Annotated in this window: 24 protein-coding genes; 16 read left to right on the top strand and 8 right to left on the bottom strand. The window is 58.3% G+C overall.

What is annotated here, in order from left to right; all coding sequences use genetic code 11:
* Nucleotides 1-64 precede the first annotated feature (64 nt).
* Nucleotides 65-823 (top strand): SDR family oxidoreductase, encoded by a 759-nt coding sequence (locus FGA82_RS20295; RefSeq protein ID WP_141128461.1) that lies wholly within the window; start codon nt 65-67, stop codon nt 821-823.
* 131 nt (nt 824-954) lie between these two features.
* Here FGA82_RS20295 and apbC read toward each other — a convergent pair whose 3' ends face one another.
* Complete coding sequence (apbC, locus tag FGA82_RS20290) at nt 955-2049, bottom strand: iron-sulfur cluster carrier protein ApbC (RefSeq protein WP_093430566.1); 1095 nt, start codon at nt 2047-2049, stop codon at nt 955-957.
* 155 nt (nt 2050-2204) lie between these two features.
* Between apbC and metG the strand changes: the two genes are divergently transcribed.
* The 8 genes from metG (at nt 2205) to FGA82_RS32145 (ending at nt 9213) form a co-directional block, all read left to right on the top strand.
* The gene (gene metG, locus FGA82_RS20285) at nt 2205-4256 is read left to right on the top strand and encodes a methionine--tRNA ligase (protein WP_141128460.1); all 2052 of its coding nucleotides are present in this window, start codon (nt 2205-2207) and stop codon (nt 4254-4256) included.
* 114 nt (nt 4257-4370) lie between these two features.
* Nucleotides 4371-4940, top strand: coding sequence for an electron transport complex protein RnfA (locus FGA82_RS20280; RefSeq protein WP_141128459.1), 570 nt, complete (start codon nt 4371-4373; stop codon nt 4938-4940).
* A complete protein-coding gene (gene rsxB / locus FGA82_RS20275) occupies nt 4937-6145 on the top strand; it encodes an electron transport complex subunit RsxB (RefSeq protein WP_141128458.1) in 1209 nt (402 codons plus the stop codon). Before FGA82_RS20280 ends, rsxB begins: the two co-directional genes overlap by 4 nt.
* Entirely contained in the window at nt 6132-7115 is a 984-nt protein-coding gene (locus tag FGA82_RS20270) for an RnfABCDGE type electron transport complex subunit D (RefSeq protein WP_141128457.1), read from the top strand. The genes rsxB and FGA82_RS20270 overlap by 14 nt, the downstream gene beginning before the upstream one ends.
* On the top strand, nt 7112-7717 hold the full coding sequence (locus tag FGA82_RS20265) for an RnfABCDGE type electron transport complex subunit G (RefSeq protein WP_141128456.1): 606 nt from the start codon (nt 7112-7114) through the stop codon (nt 7715-7717). The genes FGA82_RS20270 and FGA82_RS20265 overlap by 4 nt, the downstream gene beginning before the upstream one ends.
* Nucleotides 7714-8295: an Rnf-Nqr domain containing protein gene (locus FGA82_RS20260; protein WP_141128455.1), complete on the top strand. Its 582-nt coding sequence runs from the start codon at nt 7714-7716 to the stop codon at nt 8293-8295. Before FGA82_RS20265 ends, FGA82_RS20260 begins: the two co-directional genes overlap by 4 nt.
* On the top strand, nt 8292-8930 hold the full coding sequence (gene nth, locus FGA82_RS20255; RefSeq protein WP_141128454.1) for an endonuclease III: 639 nt from the start codon (nt 8292-8294) through the stop codon (nt 8928-8930). Before FGA82_RS20260 ends, nth begins: the two co-directional genes overlap by 4 nt.
* Nucleotides 8931-9036: 106 nt before the next feature.
* A complete protein-coding gene (locus tag FGA82_RS32145) occupies nt 9037-9213 on the top strand; it encodes a PA3496 family putative envelope integrity protein (protein WP_007916654.1) in 177 nt (58 codons plus the stop codon).
* 89 nt (nt 9214-9302) lie between these two features.
* Here the strand turns inward: FGA82_RS32145 and FGA82_RS20250 are convergent, their stop codons facing one another.
* Complete coding sequence (locus FGA82_RS20250) at nt 9303-9929, bottom strand: response regulator transcription factor (RefSeq protein ID WP_141128453.1); 627 nt, start codon at nt 9927-9929, stop codon at nt 9303-9305.
* A 505-nt stretch (nt 9930-10434) separates the two neighbouring features.
* Here FGA82_RS20250 and FGA82_RS20245 point away from each other — a divergent pair.
* Nucleotides 10435-11151, top strand: a complete 717-nt coding sequence (locus FGA82_RS20245; protein WP_141128452.1) for a hypothetical protein — start codon at nt 10435-10437, stop codon at nt 11149-11151.
* 133 nt (nt 11152-11284) lie between these two features.
* Here FGA82_RS20245 and FGA82_RS20240 read toward each other — a convergent pair whose 3' ends face one another.
* Complete coding sequence (locus tag FGA82_RS20240; RefSeq protein ID WP_016986656.1) at nt 11285-12502, bottom strand: argininosuccinate synthase; 1218 nt, start codon at nt 12500-12502, stop codon at nt 11285-11287.
* Nucleotides 12503-12631: 129 nt separating this feature from the next.
* On the bottom strand, nt 12632-13543 hold the full coding sequence (locus FGA82_RS20235; protein ID WP_141128451.1) for a flagellar protein MotY: 912 nt from the start codon (nt 13541-13543) through the stop codon (nt 12632-12634).
* Between the two features lie 160 nt (nt 13544-13703).
* On the opposite strand from FGA82_RS20235, the gene pyrC reads away from it, so the two are divergent.
* Together pyrC and rnt are read left to right on the top strand one after the other, a co-directional pair.
* Nucleotides 13704-14750, top strand: coding sequence for a dihydroorotase (pyrC, locus tag FGA82_RS20230; RefSeq protein ID WP_105707125.1), 1047 nt, complete (start codon nt 13704-13706; stop codon nt 14748-14750).
* Nucleotides 14747-15424: a ribonuclease T gene (gene rnt / locus FGA82_RS20225; RefSeq protein ID WP_016986654.1), complete on the top strand. Its 678-nt coding sequence runs from the start codon at nt 14747-14749 to the stop codon at nt 15422-15424. Before pyrC ends, rnt begins: the two co-directional genes overlap by 4 nt.
* Before the next feature lie 78 nt (nt 15425-15502).
* Here the strand turns inward: rnt and FGA82_RS20220 are convergent, their stop codons facing one another.
* Nucleotides 15503-16105 (bottom strand): peroxiredoxin, encoded by a 603-nt coding sequence (locus FGA82_RS20220; RefSeq protein ID WP_003227723.1) that lies wholly within the window; start codon nt 16103-16105, stop codon nt 15503-15505.
* 314 nt (nt 16106-16419) lie between these two features.
* Between FGA82_RS20220 and FGA82_RS20215 the strand changes: the two genes are divergently transcribed.
* A complete protein-coding gene (locus FGA82_RS20215) occupies nt 16420-16638 on the top strand; it encodes a bacterioferritin-associated ferredoxin (protein WP_003227725.1) in 219 nt (72 codons plus the stop codon).
* A gap of 201 nt (nt 16639-16839) precedes the next feature.
* On the top strand, nt 16840-17313 hold the full coding sequence (gene bfr / locus FGA82_RS20210) for a bacterioferritin (RefSeq protein WP_007916671.1): 474 nt from the start codon (nt 16840-16842) through the stop codon (nt 17311-17313).
* A gap of 181 nt (nt 17314-17494) precedes the next feature.
* Here the strand turns inward: bfr and grxD are convergent, their stop codons facing one another.
* The 3 genes from grxD to FGA82_RS20195 all read right to left on the bottom strand — a co-directional run bounded on the left by grxD (nt 17495) and on the right by FGA82_RS20195 (nt 20464).
* On the bottom strand, nt 17495-17836 hold the full coding sequence (gene grxD / locus FGA82_RS20205; RefSeq protein ID WP_008079424.1) for a Grx4 family monothiol glutaredoxin: 342 nt from the start codon (nt 17834-17836) through the stop codon (nt 17495-17497).
* A 97-nt stretch (nt 17837-17933) separates the two neighbouring features.
* Nucleotides 17934-20039: a molybdopterin oxidoreductase family protein gene (locus FGA82_RS20200; protein ID WP_141128450.1), complete on the bottom strand. Its 2106-nt coding sequence runs from the start codon at nt 20037-20039 to the stop codon at nt 17934-17936.
* 134 nt (nt 20040-20173) lie between these two features.
* On the bottom strand, nt 20174-20464 hold the full coding sequence (locus FGA82_RS20195; protein WP_027612069.1) for a hypothetical protein: 291 nt from the start codon (nt 20462-20464) through the stop codon (nt 20174-20176).
* 404 nt (nt 20465-20868) lie between these two features.
* On the opposite strand from FGA82_RS20195, the gene argF reads away from it, so the two are divergent.
* Nucleotides 20869-21789: an ornithine carbamoyltransferase gene (argF, locus tag FGA82_RS20190; RefSeq protein ID WP_141128449.1), complete on the top strand. Its 921-nt coding sequence runs from the start codon at nt 20869-20871 to the stop codon at nt 21787-21789.
* Entirely contained in the window at nt 21786-22895 is a 1110-nt protein-coding gene (locus FGA82_RS20185; RefSeq protein WP_141128448.1) for an ABC transporter ATP-binding protein, read from the top strand. Before argF ends, FGA82_RS20185 begins: the two co-directional genes overlap by 4 nt.
* Nucleotides 22896-22941 lie beyond the last annotated feature (46 nt).

The raw sequence follows: 22941 nt of genomic DNA, 5'->3' as shown, positions 1-22941 counted from the left end.
GGCCGGGGCAGATCGAGAGTCGCTGAAAACAAAAACTACTCAGACCTGCTATCGGGGCATGCGAATGCAACTCAAAGACAAAGTAATCATTATCACTGGCGGTTGCCAGGGTTTGGGCCGTTCGATGGCCGAGTATTTCGCCGGCAAAGGCGCGAAGCTCGCGCTGGTCGACCTCAATCAGGAAAAGCTCGACGACGCGGTCGCGGCTTGCAAGGCCAAGGGCGTCGAGGCGCGCAGCTATCTGTGCAACGTCGCCAATGAGGAGCAGGTCGAGCACATGGTAGCGCAGGTCGCCGCTGATTTCGGCGCGATCCATGGCTTGATCAACAACGCCGGGATCCTCCGTGATGGCCTGCTGCTCAAGGTCAAGGACGGCGAAATGACCAGGATGAGCCTGGCACAGTGGCAGGCAGTGATCGACGTCAACCTGACCGGCGTGTTCCTGTGCACACGTGAGGTGGCGGCGAAAATGGTCGAGCTGAAGACCAGCGGCGCAATCATCAATATTTCGTCGATCTCGCGTGCCGGTAATGTTGGCCAGACCAACTATTCGGCGGCCAAGGCCGGTGTTGCGGCGGCGACGGTGACTTGGGCGAAAGAACTGGCGCGATATGGGATTCGCGTGGCAGGGATTGCACCGGGCTTCATCGAAACCGAGATGACCCTGGGCATGAAGCCGGAAGCGCTGGAGAAGATGACCTCGGGGATTCCGCTCAAGCGCATGGGCAAGCCGGAAGAGATCGCCCACTCGGCGGCGTATATCTTCGAGAACGACTATTACACCGGCCGGATCCTGGAGATGGATGGCGGGTTGCGGATCTAACTGCCACCGCAAAACAACTGTAGGAGTGAGCCTGCTCGCGATAGCGGATTAACGTTCAACAAATGTGTTGAATGATCGACCGTTATCGCGAGCAGGCTCACTCCTACAGGGTTATCTGTGTTGCTGATTGATCAATCGTCGCTGATGGTGATATTCGGCATCGCCGGTGTCGCCGCTTCCTGCAAGACGATCCGCGCGCCGACGTGGCGGGCCAGTTCCTGATAGACCATGGCAATCTGGCTGTCCGGCTCGGCGATCACCGTTGGCTTGCCGCCATCGGCCTGCTCGCGGATCAGCATCGACAGCGGCAGTGAAGCCAGCAGCTCTACACCGTACTGGGTCGCCAGTTTTTCACCACCGCCCTCACCGAACAGATGCTCGGCATGCCCGCAGTTCGAGCAGATGTGCACGGCCATGTTTTCCACCACGCCCAGCACCGGAATGTTGACCTTGCGGAACATTTCCACGCCTTTGCGCGCGTCGAGCAGGGCCAGATCCTGTGGTGTGGTGACGATCACCGCACCGGCCACCGGGACTTTCTGCGCCAGGGTCAGCTGGATGTCGCCGGTGCCTGGCGGCATGTCGATAACCAGATAGTCCAGATCGCCCCACGCGGTTTGCGTGACCAGTTGCAGCAGTGCGCCGGAGACCATCGGCCCGCGCCAGACCATCGGCGTGTTGTCGTCGGTCAGAAAGGCCATCGACATGACCTCAACGCCGTGAGCCTTGAGCGGCACGAACCACTTCTGGTCCTTGACCTCAGGACGGGTACGCTCGGGGATGCCGAACATGATGCCTTGGCTCGGGCCATAGATATCGGCGTCGAGAATCCCGACCTTGGCGCCTTCGCGGGCCAGGGCCAGCGCGAGGTTGGCGGCGGTGGTCGACTTGCCCACGCCGCCCTTGCCCGAAGCCACGGCGACGACGTTCTTGACGTTGGCCAGCCCCGGAATCTGCGCCTGGGCCTTGTGCGCGGCGATCACCGTGTTGACTTCAACCTTGGCGATCACCACGCCATCGAGGTTTTCGATGGCCAGTTGCAGCAATTGCGCCCAGCCGCTCTTGAACAGACCGGCGGCGTAACCGATTTCCAGCTGCACGTTGACGCGGTCACCGACGATCTCGATGTGCTTCACGCAACCGGCGCTGACCGGATCCTGATTCAGGTAAGGGTCGGTGTATTGGCTGAGGACGGCTTCCACCGCTGCGCGAGTGACGGCGCTCATGGGCAACTCCGATAACAAGACTGGGAAAAGATGGCGGGTATCCTACCCCTTCTATCCTCCGGACGGCACGCCCGGCAACGATTTGCAGGGGTGAAATATCTTGCCCGGCGCTTTATAGTGGCCGACCTCCGTTTCATCAAGTAGCGAAGCCCCACATGTCCGAACCACGCAAGATCCTCGTCACCAGCGCCCTGCCCTACGCCAACGGTTCGATTCACCTTGGCCATATGCTGGAATATATCCAGACCGATATGTGGGTGCGCTTCCAGAAGCATCGCGGCAATCAATGCATTTATGTCTGCGCCGACGACGCCCACGGTTCGGCGATCATGCTGCGCGCGGAAAAGGAAGGCATCACCCCGGAACAACTGATCGCCAACGTGCAGGCTGAACACAGCGCCGACTTTGCCGAGTTCCTGGTCGATTTCGACAATTTCCACTCCACTCACGCCGAAGAAAACCGTGAGCTGTCGAGCCAGATCTACATCAAGCTGCGTGACGCCGGGCACATCGCCCAACGCTCGATCACCCAGTATTTCGACCCGGAAAAGAAGATGTTCCTGGCCGACCGTTTCATCAAGGGCACCTGCCCGAAATGCGGCACTGAAGACCAGTACGGCGACAACTGCGAAAAATGCGGTGCGACCTATGCACCGACCGACCTGAAGGATCCGAAGTCGGCAATCTCTGGCGCCACCCCGGTGCTCAAGGATTCCCAGCACTTCTTCTTCAAACTGCCGGACTTCCAGCAAATGCTGCAGACCTGGACCCGCAGCGGCACCCTGCAGGACGCCGTCGCCAACAAGATCGCCGAATGGCTGGACGCCGGCCTGCAACAGTGGGACATCTCCCGCGATGCGCCGTACTTCGGCTTCGAGATTCCGGGCGAGCCAGGCAAGTATTTCTACGTGTGGCTGGACGCGCCAATCGGCTACATGGCCAGCTTCAAGAACCTCTGCGACCGCACGCCGGAGCTGGACTTCGATGCGTTCTGGGCCAAGGATTCCACCGCCGAGCTGTACCACTTCATCGGCAAGGACATCGTCAATTTCCACGCACTGTTCTGGCCTGCGATGCTTGAAGGCGCGGGTTACCGCAAGCCGACCGGCATCAACGTGCACGGCTACCTGACCGTCAATGGCCAGAAAATGTCCAAGTCCCGTGGCACCTTCATCAAGGCGCGCACCTATCTGGATCACCTGTCGCCGGAATACCTGCGCTACTACTACGCGGCCAAACTGGGTCGTGGTGTCGATGACCTTGACCTGAACCTCGAAGACTTTGTGCAGAAGGTCAACTCCGACCTGGTCGGCAAGGTGGTCAACATCGCCAGCCGTTGCGCCGGGTTCATCCAGAAAGGTAACGCCGGCCTGCTGGTCGGCACCAATGCCGCGCCAGAGCTGACCGAAGCGTTCCTCGCTGCCGCCCCGAGCATTGCCGATGCTTACGAAGCCCGCGACTTCGCCCGTGCCATGCGTGAAACCATGGCCTTGGCCGACCGCGCCAACGCGTGGATCGCCGACAAGGCGCCGTGGTCGCTGAACAAGCAGGAAGGCAAGCAGGATGAAGTCCAGGCGATCTGCGCCACCGCCATCAACCTGTTCCGCCAACTGGTGATCTTCCTCAAACCGGTGCTGCCGCTGCTGGCCGCCGATGCCGAGGCGTTCCTCAACGTCGCCCCGCTGACCTGGAGCGACCACACCACCTTGCTGGCCAACCACCAGTTGAACGAATTCAAGCCGTTGATGACCCGCATCGACCCGGTAAAAGTACAAGCCATGTCCGACGCCTCGAAAGAAGACCTGACCGCCAGCCAGACCGACACCGGTGCCGCCGCCCCTGCGGGCAATGGCGAACTGGTCAAGGATCCGCTGTCGCCGGAAATCGACTTCGATGCCTTTGCCGCGATCGACCTGCGCGTCGCGCTGATCGTCAAAGCCGAACATGTGGAAGGTGCCGACAAGCTGCTGCGCCTGACACTGGATATCGGTGACGAGCAACGCAACGTGTTCTCGGGCATCAAGAGCGCTTATCCGGATCCGTCCAAGCTCGACGGTCGCCTGACCATGATGATCGCCAACCTCAAGCCACGGAAAATGAAGTTCGGTATCTCCGAAGGCATGGTGATGGCAGCCGGCCCCGGCGGTGAAGAGATTTACCTGCTGAGCCCGGACAGCGGCGCCAAGCCGGGTCAGCGCATCAAGTAACACTCGGCGGTGAATCGATCCCACAGGCGTGCCCGGCATGCCTGTGGGATTTTTCATATCTGGCCGGATAATGCCTAACCTTAAGAGACACCCGCCCGTTTCCCTGGCAGAACCATGACCGAACTCGTGCTTACGCTTATCAGTGCTGCGCTGCTCAACAACTTCGTGTTGCACTGGCCGCTGGGCGTCGATCCGCTGCTGGCGGGCAGTCGTCGTCAGGTGCATGCGTTGGGGCTGGCGACGTTGTGCCTGATGCTGATCGTTGGCGTTACCAGTTACGCGGTCTGGCATTGGCTGCTGGTACCGCTGCAACTTGAAGCCCTGCGCTTGTTCGTGTTTCTGCCGTTGAGTGTGTTGCTGATTGCGCCACTGTTGAAGCTGCTGGCGCGCAGGCTGCCGAATCTGCCCTTCGAAGGTTTGTGGCCATTGCTGCTGGGCAATGCCGGTGTGCTCGGGCTGGCACTGATCAACGCGCAAAACGATCGAGGCCTGCTGCAGGCGACAGCGCTGAGTCTCGGGGCCGGGCTAGGCTTCTGGCTGGTGCTGAGCCTGTTCCAGGACTTGCGTGAACGCACGGTCGATAACGATATTCCCCTGCCCTTCCGTGGCCTGCCGATCGATCTGATCGGCGCCGGACTGATCGCAGTGATTTTTCTCGGATTCAGTGGACTGATCAAAACATGAGTCTGATTCAACGCATCGATGCCCTCCTGCCGCAGACCCAATGCGGTAAATGCGGCCATCCGGGATGCAAGCCGTATGCGCAAGGCATCGTCGCAGGCGAGCCGATCAACAAGTGCCCGCCGGGCGGTGACGAAACCATTGCCGCGCTGGCTGAGTTGTTGAAAGTGCCGGTACTGGAACTGGACATCAGTCGCGGCTCAGCGCCGCCGCAAGTGGCGTTCATCCGTGAGGCCGAATGCATTGGCTGCACCAAGTGCATTCAGGCCTGCCCGATCGACGCGATTGTCGGCGCGGCGAAACTGATGCATACGGTCATCATTGACGAGTGCACCGGTTGCGACCTGTGTGTCGCGCCATGCCCGGTGGATTGCATTGAAATGCATCCATTGCCACCGAGCACATTACCGGTGGTGGGCGGTCTGGCCTTCAGTCTTGAAGAACAGCGTGCACGGGCGGCCAAACGCGATCACGCACGCCAACGTTTCGAGCGACGAAACGAGCGCCTGCAACGCGAAGAACGACAAAAGCAGGCAGAGCGTGAAGCGCGGGCAAAACGGGCGGCGCAACCTGAAGTAACTGCAACGGATCCGGTACAGGCAGCACTGGAACGGGTGCGCGCGCAGAAAGCGGCGACCGCTGATGCGGCGCTGAAGAAAGCCAAGATCGATGTGGCCATGAGCCGTGCACAATTGCACAAATCGCTGAAGGCCTTCGGCCATCCGCCGACGTTCGAGCAGCAGACGCAATTAATCGTGTTGCAGCAGCAATTCGAAGCGGCCGAACAGGCTTTGGCAGCTGTTGAAATCAACGCTCCGCCAGCCGCCACAGTGCCTGCCCCTGGCAAAGACGCCGATCTGAAACGGGCGAAGATCCAGTTGGCCATGCGCCGCGCCGAACTGAAAAAAGCCCAAACCGCCGAAGCAGCGCCGGAGCAGATTGCCGCGCTGGAACAAGCATTAAGCGATGCCGAGCAGGCCCTGCACGCCGCCGAAGCCACAAGCGATCAACCTTTGCCTGACCTGGTGCGCGTCGAAAAACGCCCGATCGACAGCCAGCTTCGCCAGTTGAAAACCGAATTGGCCTACGCCCGCGCGGACCTCAACAAACTCGAACGTCGCGCCGACACGCCCAGTGAAACCCTCGACAAGGCCCGCGCCCGCCTGCAAGACGCCGAGCGCCAGGTGCAAGATCATGTCGCCCCTTGAGGCACCCGACGACCGCCTGCCACAGGCGATGAAACTGGTGCTGCTGGCCACGTTGCCGGGGCTGCTGACGCTGTTCTGGTTTTACGGTTGGGGCGTGCTGATCAATCTGCTGCTGGCTATCGTCACCGCGCTAATGGTCGAGGCAGCTGTCCTCCGACTGCGTCGACAGCCAATGCAACCGACACTAAGCGACGGCAGTGCGTTGGTCAGCGCGACATTGCTGGCCGCCGCCCTGCCACCTTATTGCCCGTGGTGGCTGACGGTGACGGCGATTGCCTCGGGTCTGTTGTTTGGCAAGCACGCGTACGGCGGCGTCGGTCGAAATCCGTTCAATCCGGCGATGCTCGGGTTTGCCTTGGCCATGGTGATGTTCCCGCAGCCGATGACCCATTGGCCGGCCCATGGCCTGGATCTGACGGCAGCGTTTCAACAGGTGTTCGGTGCAGGCCAGGCGCCGGACGCTTGGGCGCAGGCCACGGTGCTGGACAGCCTGCGCATCAACAAGAGCCTGACCATGGACGAATTGTTCGCCAGCAATCCGGCGTTTGGTCGCTTTGGCGGCCACGGTGTGGAATGGGTGAATCTGGCGTTTCTCGCCGGCGGCTTGTTTTTGCTGCAACGCCGGGTCTTCGGTTGGCACGCACCGGCAGGCATGCTCGCCAGTCTGTTTGTTGTCAGCCTGCTGTTCTGGAATGGTTCCGGGTCGGACTCGCAGGGTTCGCCGCTGTTCCACCTGCTCAGTGGCGCGACCATGCTGGGCGCGTTCTTCATCATCACTGAACCGGTCTCGGGTGCTAAAACCGCGCTCGCCCGCCTGCTGTTCGGCGTCGGGGTCGGGCTGCTGACTTATTTGATTCGCACCTGGGGTGGGTATCCGGATGGCGTAGCGTTTGCGGTGCTGCTGATGAACCTTTGCGTGCCGGCGCTGGAGCGATTTGCCGCAGACCGTCAGGTTGAGGTGAGGCCATGAATCGCACGGCCAGCACGCTTATTGTGCTGCTGTTGGCAGTCATCGGCATCGGCGCGACCTACTTCGTACAGCGTATTAACGCACCGCAGATTATCGCGCAGCAGCGCTTGATCGAAAGCCGCAAGCTGCTCGACCTGCTCCCGCTCGAGACCTACGACAATCAACCGCTGGAACAGCCTTTGGCTTTGACAGACACCACCTTGAGTCACAGCACCTTGTCGAGCGGCTATCGCGCGACCCGAGACGGTCAGACCGTCGCGATACTGCTGCGCAGTCAGACCCAGGGTTATGCGGGTGCCATCGAGCTGTTGATCGCCATCGATACCACCGGCAAATTATTGGCTGTGAAAACCCTTGAACAGACCGAAACCCCGGCACTCGGCGGACATCTGGGTGACTGGCCGAATGCCTGGCTGCAAACGTTTACCGGCAAATCGGCCAAAGAGCCGACCGATGCAGGCTGGGCGCTGAAAAAGGATCAAGGGCAATTTGATCAAATCGCAGGTGCGACCATCACCTCTCGCGCGGCGATCAGCGCTATCCATGATGCGCTGCGCTTCTTCGATGAACATCGGTCGGCGCTGCTGGGGAGCGGAACATGAACCGGTCGGCGACTGTTTCGAACGCGTTGATGCTGACATTGCTGCTTGGCACCAGTGACTCCTTGGCAGGTGCACTGGGGGCGTTATTGATGTTCGCCAGTGTCGTGGGCCTGTATGGCTTGTGCATGCCTGTTTTACGGTCTCGCCTCACTGGCACGAGCGCATTGCTGGCCAGCCTGCTGCTCGCCGCGACCTTCACCAGTTGTGCAGACCTGTTGGCGCAGCGCTGGTTTCTGCCCTGGCTGCAAACATTCGGCCTCTATGCAGGCCTGATCGCGTTGCAATGCGTGGTACTGGAACACAATGGTTTCTGGCATCAATCATTGGCCGAACGCTTCAAACTCTACGCGACGTTCGGTGGACTCATGCTGGTACTTGCAGGGCTGCGTGAACTCATCGGTCACGGCAGTCTCGGCCGGGGACTTTCCGAATACTGGCCAGGTCTTGTTGTATTTAGCGAAGGGCTGCACCTGATCACCCTGATCCCCGGTGCTTTTATTTTGTTGGCGCTGCTGTTGGCGGCGCGCCAGGCGTTGATTCGCCCGAACTCGATATCCAAGGAAACGCATCGCCCATGAATGCTGCAAAACGTCTGGAGATTTTCCGCCGCCTGCACGAAGACAATCCGGAGCCGAAGACCGAACTGGCCTACTCCTCGCCGTTCGAGTTGTTGATCGCCGTGATTCTTTCGGCGCAGTCGACTGACGTCGGTGTCAACAAAGCCACGGCGAAGCTGTTTCCGGTGGCCAATACGCCGGCGGCGATCCACGCTTTAGGGGTCGAAGGTCTATCCGAATACATCAAGACAATCGGCCTCTACAACAGCAAGGCCAGAAACGTCATCGAAACCTGCCGCCTGCTGGTCGAACGCCACGGCAGTGTGGTCCCACAAACCCGTGAAGAGCTCGAAGCCTTGCCGGGAGTGGGCCGCAAGACCGCCAACGTCGTACTCAACACGGCTTTCCGTCAACTGACCATGGCCGTCGATACCCACATATTTCGTGTCAGCAACCGCACCGGCATTGCACCGGGCAAAAATGTGGTCGAAGTGGAAAAGAAGCTGATGAAGTTTGTACCCAAGGAATTCCTGCTCGACTCTCATCACTGGCTGATCCTGCACGGCCGCTACGTGTGTCTGGCCCGCAAGCCGCGCTGCGGCAGCTGCCGGATCGAAGACTTGTGCGAGTACAAGGACAAAACTTCGGACGATTGAGCGGCTATTGGAATAATTGATAAGTCGATTGAAAAAATCTTTTTTACCCGCCGCAGGAATATCGATATAAGGAGCGCCAAAGGCATTCTTAGCCGGGAGTTAGCTGATGAGTAGCGACAAAGAGCCACTGGATGTAGATGACGATATCGCTGCAGAAACTGATGACGCCGAACCTGTGGTCGAAGTCGCCAAGACCAATCTCAGCAAGCGCCGTACGATCGATAACCTGCTTGAGGAGCGCCGACTGCAAAAGCAATTGGCCGATTACGATTTTGATGACTGATACTTGAAAGCCTCCCGAAACGGAGGCTTTTCACTTTCTGCGGCTAGCTGAGTTTGATCGGCCCATGACCCCGTCAGCCATCGATACATTCAGACCAGACCATTACGCTGCGCCAACTCGATCAGATCAACCAGGGAGCGAGCATTGAGCTTCAACAACAAGCGCGTCTTGTAGGTACTCACCGTTTTGTTGCTCAAAAACATGCCATCGGCAATTTCCTTGTTGGTCTTGCCCCGCGCCAACTGCTGCAACACCATCATTTCCCGACCGGACAGACGATCGACCATATCGGCCTCACTCGCACTGCCCAGACTGGTACGCACAGTATGCAAAGCCTGATTGGGAAAATAACTGTAGCCGGACAATACGGCCTTGATTGCGCTGAGCAACTCGGTCAAGTCCTGCTGTTTACAAACATAACCGGCAGCCCCCGACTGCATGCAGCGCATTGAAAAGTGCCCGGGCGCCTGGGAAGTCAACACCAGTACTTTAATAGGCATCGCCGTTGAAGTCAGGCGTGCAATAACTTCCAGACCATCAAGTTTCGGTATCCCTATATCCAGAATGACAATATCCGGCATTTGTTCGCGAGCAAGTTGTAACGCATCCACACCGTTATCAGTTTCTGCGATGACTTCGTAGCCATGACGTTCCATCAGCATACGTACCGCAAGACGAATGACAGGGTGATCATCCACGATCAGCACTTTATTCATGGGCAAGTCCAGTTTCGCTGTTCGAATTTTTAGAACACGCACAATAGCCCAGTCACTTGCTCTATGGCATGCCGAGGTTAACACGCACTTGCAACGAGAGACATGCCCTACATCCATCGCGGATTAATCCTACAAAAAACTTCTAGCCCCCTAAACATCCAACGCCGCTTCACTCTCCGCCCAGGCATCACCTCTCATTTCTAACCTGTTACAAATTACAACTAACGGCGCAAAATCACATGTCACCGCTGAGATTCACTGCGCCTGATTGGTGCGGGCGACTCTACACCCTTGCGTGGTAAACCGAAATCAAACATTGGCAATACAAAACCACAATTGCGACACCGGCAATACAACGCGAAGCAAAAGATAAACACTTGAAACAAGATATTTATACCAGAACAAATACTTTTGCTATAAACATAAACATAACCACCCACAACCATAAACCTCAACTCGTACAAACTTATCAACCATGACAAAGACCAAACAAAAGAGTAAGAACATGCTTAAAATAAAAAGCAAAATCACCAACCCCATGACAGTGATTGCCATATTCGCCGCCATTTCGGAAACATCAGCCGCCGTTTCCCTGCCATTCCTGGACAATAAGGACCGGGAGATTTACGTGTGGTTCCTGATCAGCTTTCCGTTTTACTTGCTATTCCTTTTCTTTATCACTCTAAACTTCAACTACCGTTCCCTCTATTCACCTTCAGACTTTGACAAAGACAAGAATTTTCTAAGAACTATCGACAGCAATATTCGCGAGAACAAACGAAACGCGCCGATGGTGGATTCATCCGCGCAAGGCACATTTGGACTATCCAGTTGTATCGTCCCGAGCGAGTCAGGCGCTAGCGAATGCAAAGACTCGTGCAAAGTCCACAACGCACCTGATCCGCCGTCCGACATCAACACAAAATCGAGCCTGATTGTTCAGCACTACATTCAGTTGCCCGCATGGGTCAGCGACCTGCACCTCATCGATGCACGGGATATCGATGCATCGAGAGAATTAGCCACCATTCTGGAAAATATCCGCAACCTCGACAGGAAAACTGCACGGATGGTTGTGTTTCTTTCCAATCACGTATCGGACGTCGTACTGACGCAGCATGCACTTGTGCAGATCAAACACGTCAAGAAAGGCTCAGGAAAAACGCTTTGTATTGTTTATAACCTGTGCTCACAAGCCGTGACGCTACTGGGGCGGGCATGAAAGATGAGTTTAAGCCACACAGGCGAAGAACAACGCCTGGGTTCAAGCTGAGGTCGACAAGGAATGATGCAAAAAGGGCGACCTTGTCTCGATGACAGGGCCGCCCTTTTCATTGTGCGTCAGTCTGCAACGCTTAGAACAGTTTGCGGCCCTTGTTGGCAGCAATGCGCATGCGCAGCGCGTTGAGCTTGATGAAGCCCGCCGCGTCGGCCTGGTTGTAAGCACCGCCGTCTTCTTCGAAGGTCGCGATGTTGGCATCGAACAGCGAGTCGTCGGACTTGCGGCCGGTGACGATCACGTTGCCTTTGTACAGCTTCAGGCGAACTACACCGTTCACATTGACCTGCGAAGCATCGATCATCTGTTGCAGCATCAGACGCTCAGGGCTCCACCAGTAACCGGTGTAGATCAGGCTGGCGTATTTCGGCATCAGCTCGTCTTTGAGGTGAGCGACTTCGCGGTCCAGAGTGATCGACTCGATGGCGCGGTGAGCGCGCAGCATGATGGTGCCGCCCGGGGTTTCGTAGCAACCACGGGACTTCATGCCGACGTAACGGTTTTCAACGATGTCGAGACGGCCGATACCGTGAGCGCCACCGATCTTGTTCAGCGTCGCCAGTACGGTGGCCGGCGTCATTTCAACGCCATCCAGCGCAACGATGTCGCCGTTACGGTAAGTCAGTTCCAGGTATTGCGGTTTGTCAGGAGCGTTCTCCGGAGAGACGGTCCATTTCCACATGTCTTCTTCGTGCTCGGTCCAGGTGTCTTCCAGCACGCCGCCTTCATAGGAGATGTGCAGCAGGTTGGCGTCCATCGAGTACGGGGACTTCTTCTTGCCATGACGCTCGATCGGGATCGCGTGCTTCTCGGCGTAGTCCATCAGCTTCTCGCGGGACAGCAGGTCCCACTCACGCCAAGGCGCGATCACTTTTACGCCTGGCTTGAGCGCGTAGGCACCCAGTTCGAAACGCACCTGGTCATTGCCCTTGCCGGTAGCGCCATGGGAAATGGCATCAGCGCCGGTTTCGTTGGCGATTTCAATCAGACGTTTGGCGATCAGCGGACGTGCGATGGAAGTACCCAACAGGTACTCGCCCTCGTAAACGGTGTTGGCGCGGAACATCGGGTACACGAAATCACGCACGAATTCTTCGCGCAGATCGTCGATGTAGATTTCTTTGACGCCCATGGCCTGAGCCTTGGCGCGGGCCGGCTCGACCTCTTCGCCTTGACCGAGATCAGCGGTGAAAGTCACCACTTCACAGTTATAAGTATCCTGCAGCCACTTGAGGATCACCGAAGTGTCCAGGCCGCCGGAATACGCCAGAACGACCTTGTTTACGTCCGCCATGCCATCACTCCACGGGGTTCTACGGAAAGCCGAGGAGTCTACCGCTCAAACGCGATAATTTACAGAGGCGCGACAGCTTAAGACGACAAAGCGACAGAATCTGTCGAGAGCGCGACGATGACCGGCGGGTCAGGAAGTTGCTGCAGTGCTGGCTGGCGTGCTCGCTTGAGGCGCAGGTACGGGGCTTGTCGGCGCCACGCGCGCCAGTTTGACATTGACCCGACGGTTCTTCGCGCGATTGGCCGCATTGGTGTTCGGCACGATCGGATATTGCTCGCCATGGAAGCGCACGGTGATCTGGGATTCCTGAATGCCGTTGGCCTTGAAGAAGTCGACCACTGCCAGTGCTCGGCGGCGCGACAGTTCACGGTTGGTCAGGCGATTGCCGCTGTTGTCCGAGTGGCCATCGAGTTCGATGTGATTGACCGTTGGATCGGCCTTCATGAATTCGAGCATCACTTGCAGCTTGGCCCTGGCGGCGGCGTCCAGATCAACGCCCTCGCCGGGAAAGCCGATCTGCGATTGTTTGATCTGGTCGAAATTCTGCGGCAGCAATTTCGCTACACAGGTCTGATAGTCGTTAAACGCCTTGCTGAATTTCACCGGCAATAAACGCACTTCCGAGACGCGGCCATCGCCAGACGCACGGCGTACAACCGGGCTGCGCCCGTCCAGCAGACCGCTGATCAGACCTCCGGCCTGCGACTGCGAACTGCTGAACAGCACGTTGCCACTGCCGAGGCGGACGTTGCCCAAATTGATGTCACCACGACCCGGCTGCCAAGGAGCAGCCGCCGCCAGCAACGTCGCCGAACCACCGCCAAGCATGGCGTTGTAGGCGTTCAGACGGAAGATCGCCTGCTCGCCCGCCTTGCGCACGAACTCACCCGAGCCGAAATCGGTGATCGGCTGGGTCAGACGACATTCGAACTTGTCGCCGGCGACCGTCCACTCAATGTTCTCCAGACGGGTCTGGTACGTGAGCGCCATCGCGGGAAGGCTGGCAAACACACTGAGCAAGGCTAAATAACGCTGGCGCACGGGAGGCTCCATTGGCTTCTGAAACACAAAGACCGATTCACACTATGTTTACGGCATACCTACGGGATATCGGAAGGTTCTGGCAAAACTTGATAGCGAGTGCCTGCAAGAGTCTTTTCCGGTAGCATTCGCCTCAGTTTGACCCGCCTGGAATCCCCTCATGTCCGACCGCCTGACCCTGCTGCGTCCCGACGACTGGCACATTCATCTTCGCGATGGTGCCGTGTTGACCAATACCGTTGCCGATGTTGCGCGCACTTTTGGTCGCGCCATCATCATGCCCAACCTGGTACCTCCGGTGCGCAACGCCACTGAAGCCGACGGCTATCGCCAGCGGATTCTCGCTGCCCGCCCGGCCGGCAGTCGCTTTGAGCCGCTGATGGTGCTGTATCTCACCGACCGCACCCAGCCCGAAGAAATTCGTGAGGCCAAGGCCAGCGGTTTTGTCTATGCCGCCAAGCTGTACCCGGCCGGCGCGACCACCAACTCCGATTCCGGCGTGACCAGCATCGACAAGATTCTGCCGGCAATCGAAGCCATGGCCGAAGTTGGCATGCCGCTGTTGATCCACGGTGAAGTCACCCGTGGCGACGTCGATGTGTTCGACCGCGAAAAGATTTTCATCGATGAGCACATGCGCCGCGTGGTCGAGCGTTTTCCGACGCTGAAAGTGGTGTTCGAACACATCACCACCGGCGACGCCGTGCAGTTCGTCAACGAGGCTTCGGCCAATGTTGGCGCGACCATCACCGCGCATCACCTGCTGTACAACCGCAACCACATGCTGGTGGGCGGGATTCGGCCGCACTTCTATTGCCTGCCGATCCTCAAGCGCAACACACATCAGGAAGCCCTGCTCGACGCCGCCACCAGTGGCAGCGCGAAGTTCTTCCTCGGCACTGATTCGGCGCCACACGCGCAGCACGCCAAAGAAGCCGCTTGCGGTTGCGCCGGCTGCTACACCGCGTACGCCGCCATCGAAATGTATGCCGAAGCCTTCGAACAACGTAACGCGCTGGACAAGCTCGAAGCCTTCGCCAGCCTCAACGGCCCGCGTTTCTATGGCTTGCCGGCGAACACCGACCGTATCACCCTGGTTCGTGAAGAATGGACCGCCCCGACCAGCCTGCCGTTTGGCGAGCTGACCGTTATCCCGCTGCGCGCCGGTGAAAAACTGCGCTGGCGCCTGCTGGAGGAACACGCGTGAGTGAAGACCATTTCGACGACGAACTGGACGGTCAAAGTGGCGGTGGCGGTTCCCGTCACCCGATGGCAGCACGCTTTCGCGGCTACCTGCCGGTTGTCGTCGACGTAGAAACCGGCGGCTTCAACTCAGCCACCGATGCATTACTGGAGATTGCTGCGACCACCATCGCCATGGATGAAAAGGGTTTTGTTTACCCGGATCACACCTACTTCTTCCGCGTTGAGCCGTTCGAAGGCGCCAACGTTGAAGCAGCAGCGCTGGAGTTCACCGGGATCAAACTCGATCACCCGCTGCGCATGGCCGTCAGCGAAGAAACCGCACTGACTGACATCTTCCGCGGCATCCGCAAGGCGCTGAAGGCCAACGGCTGCAAGCGCGCGATCCTGGTCGGCCACAACAGCAGCTTCGACCTCGGTTTCCTCAATGCCGCCGTCGCGCGACTGGACATGAAGCGCAACCCGTTCCACCCGTTCTCCAGCTTTGACACCGCAACGCTGGCCGGTCTTGCCTACGGTCAAACCGTACTGGCAAAAGCCTGCCAGGCCGCCGACATCGATTTCGATGGCCGTGAAGCGCACTCCGCGCGTTACGACACCGAGAAAACCGCTGAGCTGTTCTGCGGCATCGTCAATCGCTGGAAACAGATGGGCGGCTGGGAAGACTTCGACGACTGATTGATCGTCGCCGGGTAAATCCCACGCATAAAAAAACCGGCCACATGGGCCGGTTTTTTTGTACCTCGACGTTGCGCCTTACAGGGCAGCAGCGTTCTCGGTCAGGTAAGCCGCAACGCCTTCTGGCGAAGCGTTCATGCCTTTGTCGCCTTTTTTCCAGTTGGCAGGGCAGACTTCGCCGTGCTCTTCGTGGAATTGCAGAGCGTCGACCAGACGGATCAGCTCTTCCATGTTACGGCCCAGCGGCAGGTCGTTGATGATCTGCGAGCGGACAACGCCTTTGTCGTCGATCAGGAATGCGCCACGGAACGCCACGCCGCCTTCGGATTCAACGTCGTAAGCCTTGGCGATGTCGTGCTTCATGTCGGCAGCCATGGTGTATTTCACCTGGCCGATACCGCCATTGTTCACTGGAGTGTTGCGCCATGCGTTGTGAGTAAAGTGCGAGTCGATCGACACAGCGATCACTTCAACGTTGCGTGCCTTGAAGTCAGCCATGCGGTTGTCCAGAGCGATCAGCTCGGACGGGCAGACGAAGGTGAAGTCCAGTGGGTAGAAGAACACCAGGCCGTATTTGCCTTTGATGGCCGAGGACAGGGTGAAGCTGTCAACGATCTCGCCATTGCCGAGTACGGCCGGGACGGTGAAGTCAGGGGCTTGTTTGCCTACGAGTACGCTCATTGATATCTCCTGGTGTAAAAACTTGAAGTTCAGGGTCCGCGCCAGCCTGCCACCCTCAGGCGACAGCCCTGTGACACGAACCCCCTTCGCAAGGGCCGACCATCATACACTGCGAATTTGGCCTGTCCTTAACGGTTTTTCAAAGCAGGCGCAGAACGGCGCTGCATTTACGGGGCCAGGCAAATCGCCAGCAAATACCGTTCGTCAGTCATGGCTGTTAATCAGCTGAAGCGTTCCGAAAGCACTTTGACAATCATTCTCGTTAACATTAAGATCCATCGCAATTGAGTCACAACCAGCGACGGTTCTCACTTATGTATGTTTGTCTCTGCACTGGCGTCACCGACGGACAGATCCGCGAAGCGATCTATGAAGGTTGCTGCAGCTATAAAGAAGTCCGCCAAGCCACCGGCGTCGCCAGCCAATGTGGCAAATGTGCCTGCCTCGCCAAGGAAGTGGTCCGCGAAACCCTGACCAAGCTGCAAACCGCCCAGGCCGCGATCCCCTATCCGGTAGAATTTACTGCTGCGTAATAACACCTCATTTCAAAGAACCGGACTTATGTCCGGTTTTTTTATGCCTGTAAATCAACTGCTTAGGCTCTAGACGCGGAACACAAACATTCTTATTCCGATTAATTTTCATATATTATTCAATAACTTAGGTTTGACACTTATAAGTACGAAGCTCAAACTCTGCCGTATATACAGCGAATACAGGGCAGGACTCCGATCATGAAAGGCGACATTACAGTCATCCAGCATCTCAACAAGATCCTTGCCAATGAGCTGGTCGCGATCAATCAGTACTTCCTGCATGCGCGCATGTATGAAGATTGGGGTCTGAACAAGCTCGGCAAGCACGAATACAAAGAATCCATCGACGAGATGAAACACGCGGACAAGCTGATCAAGCGCATCCTGTTCCTCGAAGGCCTGCCGAACGTGCAGGATCTGGGCAAGCTGCACATCGGCGAGCACACCAAGGAAATGCTGGAGTGCGACCTGCGTATCGAGAAGACCGGCCACGCTGACCTGAAGACCGCGATCGCACATTGCGAAACCGTTGGCGACTTCGGCAGCCGTGAACTGCTCGAAGACATTCTCGAATCCGAAGAAGAACACATCGACTGGCTGGAAACCCAACTGGGCCTGATCGATAAAGTAGGTCTTGAGAACTATCTGCAATCGCAGATGGGCGAAGAGTAAGCGCTGCCGCCGGCTGCGATCGCTTCAGATTGCACCGGCAACTTGCAGTAACTTTTCGAACGCACTAAAAAGCCCCGCCCTCTTTCGAGGTGCGGGGCTTTTTATTGGCTGAAGATCAAAAGATCGCAGCCTCGTTTCACTCGACAGCTCCTACACAAGCAGCATCTGGCGCGTGAGGCCGTCAGGCTTCGGACTTGTTCGCCGCTGCCGCTTCAACAGCCGACTTGATGGTGCTTTGCAGCGAACCGTCTGCAGCCATCTCGGTCATGATGTCGCTACCGCCGACCAGTTCACCGCCGACCCACAGTTGCGGGAAAGTCGGCCAGTTGGCGTACTTCGGCAGGTTGGCGCGGATTTCCGGGTTCTGCAGGATGTCCACGTACGCAAACTTTTCGCCACACGCCATGACAGCCTGCGCAGCTTTCGCGGAGAAGCCACACTGTGGGGCATTCGGCGAGCCTTTCATGTAAAGCAGAATGGTGTTGTTGGCAATCTGCTCTTTAATCGTTTCGATGATATCCATGGAGCACCTCGGCTGAACTTTCCGACTCATGGGTCGGCACGGTGACGCATTGTAACGGAATCCCGAGCGCCATGCTCGGTCTCCCCGTCGGTCACGCTCAGGCGGCCGCCACCGTGACCGGCACGCCATTAAGCGCCGCGTTGCCGGACAACTCGTCGAGCTGACATTCATCAGTCAGATCGTTCGCGCTCGACCCCGGCTGACTACTGGCGATCGCCATCTGCACGCCTGGCCGTGCATGACCCCAGCCGTGCGGCAGGCTGACCACACCTTTCATCATGTCGAGGCTGCCAAGTACTTCGACTTCGATTTGCCCAACCCGCGAACTGACGCGCACCCATTGACCATCGTGGAGCCCACGGCTGGCAAGATCGTCCGGGTGCATCAACAGTTGATGGCGCGGCTTGCCCTTCACCAGACGGTGATAGTTGTGCATCCACGAGTTGTTGCTGCGTACATGGCGGCGGCCGATCATCAGCAGCTCATCGGCGGCCGGCGCCTGCAGCGCAGCGAAGCGTGCGAGGTCAGCGAGGATCTCTGACGGAGCGGCCTGCACGCGCTGATTCGGCGTTTTCAGGCGCGCAGCCAGGTTCGGTTTCAACGCCCCCAGATCAATCCCGTGCGGATGATCGAACAACGTCGCCAGAGACAGCTTTTGCTCAGACGCGTCACCGTACATGCCCATACGCAGGCCCATGTCGATCATCTTCGCCGGCGGCATGGTCGGTTTCAGTTCTTTGCCGGTCTTCTCGGCGAAGGCCTTGGCCAGACCGACGAAGATCTCCCAGTCATGTAAAGCGCCCTCCGGCTTGGCCAGGATCGCGCGGTTGAAGCGGGTGACGTTACGCACCGCGAACAGATTGAAGGTGGTGTCGTAGTGGTCATTTTCCAGCGCCGAGGTCGACGGCAGGATCAGGTCGGCATAGCGCGTGGTTTCGTTGATGTACAGGTCAATGCTGACCATGAACTCCAGACCGTCCAGCGCCTGCTCCAGTTGCCGCCCGTTCGGCGTCGACAGCACCGGATTACCAGCGACGGTGATCAGTGCACGGATCTGCCCCTCACCGTCGGTAAGCATCTCTTCGGCCAGCGCCGAGACCGGCAACTCGCCGCCGTATTCAGGACGTCCCGAGACACGGCTCTGCCATTTGTTGAAATGCCCGCCCGAGGTCGATGCCACCAAGTCCACTGCCGGCTCGGTGCATAACGCGCCGCCTACCCGGTCGAGGTTGCCGGTGACCAGATTGATCAACTGCACTACCCAATGGCACAACGTGCCGAAGGCCTGGGTCGAGACGCCCATCCGCCCGTAACACACAGCACTCGGCGCCGCCGCGAAGTCACGCGCCAGCTGGCGGATCTGTTCGGCAGGCACGGCGCACAGCGGGCTCATGCTTTCAGCGGTAAACGCGGCGACGGCGGCGCGCACCTCGTCCAGGCCATCCACCGGCAAGTGACTGTCGCGGGTCAGCCCTTCGCTGAACAGCGTGTTGAGCACGCCAAACAACAACGCCGCATCGCCGCCCGGACGCACAAACAAGTGCTGATCAGCCATGGCCGCCGTCTCGCTGCGCCGTGGATCGACCACAACGACTTTACCGCCGCGCGCCTGGATTGCCTTTAAACGTTTCTCAACATCTGGCACGGTCATGATGCTGCCGTTGGAGGCCAGTGGATTGCCGCCGAGGATCAGCATGAAGTCGGTGTGATCGATGTCCGGAATCGGCAGCAACAAGCCGTGGCCGTACATCAGATAGCTGCTCAGGTGATGCGGCAACTGATCGACCGAAGTCGCCGAGAAGCGATTACGCGTCTTCAGCAATCCAAGGAAATAGTTGCTGTGGGTCATCAACCCGTAATTGTGCACGCTCGGGTTGCCCTGATAGACCGCCACTGCATTCTGCCCATGACGCTCCTGAATCGCCGCCAGCTTCTCGGCGACCAGTGCAAAGGCCTCGTCCCACTCGATCGGCAACCACTCGCTGCCCACACGGCGCATTGGCTGGCGCAGGCGGTCCGGATCGTTCTGAATATCTTGCAGGGCTACGGCTTTGGGGCAGATGTGGCCACGACTGAAGGTGTCGAGGGCATCCCCTTTGATCGAGGTGATCGCGACCTTGCCATCGGTTTCGGTGGTCTCGATGGTCAGGCCGCAAATGGCCTCACACAGGTGGCAGGCACGGTGATGGAGAGTCTTGGTCATGGCCAGTCTCTGTCTTGTTCTGGGCGGGCAACCACGCCCGCGGGAACAAAACTATGGCCCCGGCGCCATTCAGGCGCCAGCGACGTTCGTCTTGTGAATCGGCGCTTATCAGGCGAGCCGATAAACCGCCATGATCAGTTCGACGGCAACTGCGGCGGCGCGGCCAGCTGAATTTCCTGGATGGTTTCGATCTGCTCGTGGGCGACGTGAACGCCGGTGAGTTCGCCGATCAATCGCCAGTGCTCGTCGAGGCCAGCACTGATGGTCGCCATGCGATCGATCATGTGGCGACCGGCGGTCTTGACCACTTCGTCTTCGCTGCGCAGCAGTTCGAAAGACATTGAGGTGACCGACGCGGTGAGATGGGTCAGTGAGCGAGCCGTGTGGCCCAGCAATTCCATTAACAGTTTTTCTTTCGATTCCATGCGGAGGCTTCCTGCGTCGCTCGAAACTTATTTATAACCCAGCACTTTGCTTTAGCAAATGTTTCAGCCTGAGCATCCGACCAAATGATGGCATGGCGCCACGGTCGTAAACCGACCCAAGCGACTCGATCCCCGCCACACCGCATTGCCAAGCCCCGCGAGGCCAGTGTACAAAGGGACTCGCTGCTGTCCTGAACCCGGCTTCAAATGCGCGACTGCAACATCCAGTGCGCCCTTCGATTTCCGCAAAAACCGTAGCCTATTGGAAAAACGCGACATTTAGTGTCAATATCGCGCCTTCCCCTATTTCGTCGCCCCGTGCGGCTTACGCCGCAGGTCTCGCCCGTTGTTCCGTTAAACAAGGCTTTGAGCATCTGCGGTTTGTAGCAAAAAGGTAGTCAATGATGAGCGCAAGGCACTTTCTCTCCCTGATGGATTGCACGCCCGAAGAGCTGGTCAGCGTGATCCGTCGAGGCGTTGAGCTCAAGGACCTGCGTAACCGCGGCGTACTGTTCGAGCCTCTGAAAAACCGCGTGCTGGGCATGATCTTCGAGAAGTCCTCGACCCGTACCCGGATCTCCTTCGAGGCCGGCATGATCCAGCTCGGCGGCCAGGCGATCTTCCTGTCGCCCCGCGATACCCAACTGGGCCGTGGCGAGCCGATCGGCGACTGCGCCATCGTCATGTCGAGCATGCTCGATGCGGTGATGATCCGTACCTTTGCCCATAGCACCCTGACTGAATTCGCCGCCAATTCGCGCGTGCCAGTGATCAACGGCCTGTCCGATGACCTGCACCCGTGCCAGTTGCTGGCCGACATGCAGACTTTCCTTGAGCATCGTGGTTCGATTCAGGGCAAGACCGTGGCCTGGATCGGCGACGGCAACAACATGTGCAACAGCTATATAGAAGCGGCGATGCAGTTCGACTTCCAATTGCGCGTAGCCTGCCCGGAAGGCTACGAGCCCAACCCAGGGTTCGTCGCCAAGGCCGGCGATCGCGTGACCATCGTGCGTGACCCGCAAGATGCCGTGCGCGGCGCGCATCTGGTGAGCACCGATGTCTGGACTTCGATGGGTCAGGAAGAGGAAACTGCCAAGCGCCTCAAGCTGTTCGCCCCGTTCCAGGTCAACCGTGCCCTGCTCGACCTCGCTGCCGAGGACGTGCTGTTCATGCACTGCTTGCCTGCACACCGTGGCGAAGAAATCAGCCTCGACCTGCTTGATGATCCGCGCTCCGTCGCCTGGGATCAGGCAGAAAACCGTCTCCACGCACAGAAGGCCCTGCTCGAGTTCCTCGTCGAACCGGCATATCACCACGCATGAGCCATGAATTACTGCTGAACCTGCGCAACCTCGCTTGCGGTTATCAAGATCAACGTGTGGTGCAGAACCTCAATCTGCACCTCAATGCCGGTGACATCGGCTGCCTGCTCGGCTCGTCCGGCTGTGGCAAGACCACCACCCTGCGCGCCATCGCCGGTTTCGAGCCGGTGCACGAAGGTGAAATCACCCTCGGTGGCGAAACCATTTCCAGCGCCGGCTTCACCCTGGCGCCGGAGAAACGGCGGATCGGCATGGTGTTTCAGGATTACGCGCTGTTCCCGCACCTGAGCGTTGCCGACAATATTGCCTTCGGTATCCGCAAGCATCCGAACAAAGAGCGCGTCACCGAAGAACTGCTCGAACTGGTCAACCTTAAAAATCTCGGCAAACGCTTCCCGCACGAGTTGTCCGGTGGCCAGCAACAGCGCGTCGCCCTCGCCCGTGCCTTGGCGCCGGAGCCGCAATTGCTGTTGCTCGATGAGCCGTTCTCCAACCTCGATGGCGAACTGCGCCGCAAGCTCAGCCATGAAGTGCGCGACATCCTCAAGGCCCGTGGCACCAGCGCGATTCTGGTGACTCACGACCAGGAAGAAGCCTTTGCCGTCAGCGATCACGTTGGCGTGTTCAAGGAAGGTCGACTGGAGCAATGGGACACGCCGTACAACCTGTATCACGAACCGGCGACGCCGTTTGTGGCCAGCTTCATCGGCCAGGGTTACTTCATTCGTGGTCAGCTCGGCAGCCCGGAATCGGTGCAGACCGAACTGGGTGAGTTGCGCGGCAATCGTGCCTACACTTGGCCGATTGGCGGGGCTGTGGATGTGTTGCTGCGTCCGGATGACATTGTGTATGCGCCGGACAGTGCGCTGAAAGCGCGGATTGTCGGCAAGACGTTCCTTGGCGCTTCAACGTTGTATCGCCTGCAATTGCCGACGGGGGCGCAGCTGGAGTCGATCTTCCCTAGCCATGCGGATCATCAGGTTGGTGCGGAAGTGGGAATTCGTGTTGCCGCAGAACACCTCGTACTGTTCCATGCATCGGGCAGCACCGCTGCACAAATCCCGGCAGTGGAAAACGGCGTCCGTCGCTACAGCGCCGCGCTTTAAAGATCAAAAGATCGCAGCTTTCGGCAGCTCCTACAGGGATCAACGT

The organism is Pseudomonas fluorescens (assembly GCF_005938625.1).
Classification (GTDB): domain Bacteria; phylum Pseudomonadota; class Gammaproteobacteria; order Pseudomonadales; family Pseudomonadaceae; genus Aquipseudomonas; species Aquipseudomonas fluorescens_BD.
Note: the sequence above shows the minus strand (reverse complement) of the source record. Positions and strands in the feature narration are given on the sequence as shown.

Coding starts and splice junctions, on each gene's coding strand:
- FGA82_RS20295 (WP_141128461.1), top strand. CDS start 65: ATGCAACTCAAAGACAAAGTAATCATTATCACTGGCGGTTGCCAGGGT.
- apbC (WP_093430566.1), bottom strand. CDS start 2,049: ATGAGCGCCGTCACTCGCGCAGCGGTGGAAGCCGTCCTCAGCCAATAC.
- metG (WP_141128460.1), top strand. CDS start 2,205: ATGTCCGAACCACGCAAGATCCTCGTCACCAGCGCCCTGCCCTACGCC.
- FGA82_RS20280 (WP_141128459.1), top strand. CDS start 4,371: ATGACCGAACTCGTGCTTACGCTTATCAGTGCTGCGCTGCTCAACAAC.
- rsxB (WP_141128458.1), top strand. CDS start 4,937: ATGAGTCTGATTCAACGCATCGATGCCCTCCTGCCGCAGACCCAATGC.
- FGA82_RS20270 (WP_141128457.1), top strand. CDS start 6,132: ATGTCGCCCCTTGAGGCACCCGACGACCGCCTGCCACAGGCGATGAAA.
- FGA82_RS20265 (WP_141128456.1), top strand. CDS start 7,112: ATGAATCGCACGGCCAGCACGCTTATTGTGCTGCTGTTGGCAGTCATC.
- FGA82_RS20260 (WP_141128455.1), top strand. CDS start 7,714: ATGAACCGGTCGGCGACTGTTTCGAACGCGTTGATGCTGACATTGCTG.
- nth (WP_141128454.1), top strand. CDS start 8,292: ATGAATGCTGCAAAACGTCTGGAGATTTTCCGCCGCCTGCACGAAGAC.
- FGA82_RS32145 (WP_007916654.1), top strand. CDS start 9,037: ATGAGTAGCGACAAAGAGCCACTGGATGTAGATGACGATATCGCTGCA.
- FGA82_RS20250 (WP_141128453.1), bottom strand. CDS start 9,929: ATGAATAAAGTGCTGATCGTGGATGATCACCCTGTCATTCGTCTTGCG.
- FGA82_RS20245 (WP_141128452.1), top strand. CDS start 10,435: ATGCTTAAAATAAAAAGCAAAATCACCAACCCCATGACAGTGATTGCC.
- FGA82_RS20240 (WP_016986656.1), bottom strand. CDS start 12,502: ATGGCGGACGTAAACAAGGTCGTTCTGGCGTATTCCGGCGGCCTGGAC.
- pyrC (WP_105707125.1), top strand. CDS start 13,704: ATGTCCGACCGCCTGACCCTGCTGCGTCCCGACGACTGGCACATTCAT.
- FGA82_RS20220 (WP_003227723.1), bottom strand. CDS start 16,105: ATGAGCGTACTCGTAGGCAAACAAGCCCCTGACTTCACCGTCCCGGCC.
- FGA82_RS20215 (WP_003227725.1), top strand. CDS start 16,420: ATGTATGTTTGTCTCTGCACTGGCGTCACCGACGGACAGATCCGCGAA.
- bfr (WP_007916671.1), top strand. CDS start 16,840: ATGAAAGGCGACATTACAGTCATCCAGCATCTCAACAAGATCCTTGCC.
- grxD (WP_008079424.1), bottom strand. CDS start 17,836: ATGGATATCATCGAAACGATTAAAGAGCAGATTGCCAACAACACCATT.
- FGA82_RS20200 (WP_141128450.1), bottom strand. CDS start 20,039: ATGACCAAGACTCTCCATCACCGTGCCTGCCACCTGTGTGAGGCCATT.
- FGA82_RS20195 (WP_027612069.1), bottom strand. CDS start 20,464: ATGGAATCGAAAGAAAAACTGTTAATGGAATTGCTGGGCCACACGGCT.
- argF (WP_141128449.1), top strand. CDS start 20,869: ATGAGCGCAAGGCACTTTCTCTCCCTGATGGATTGCACGCCCGAAGAG.
- FGA82_RS20185 (WP_141128448.1), top strand. CDS start 21,786: ATGAGCCATGAATTACTGCTGAACCTGCGCAACCTCGCTTGCGGTTAT.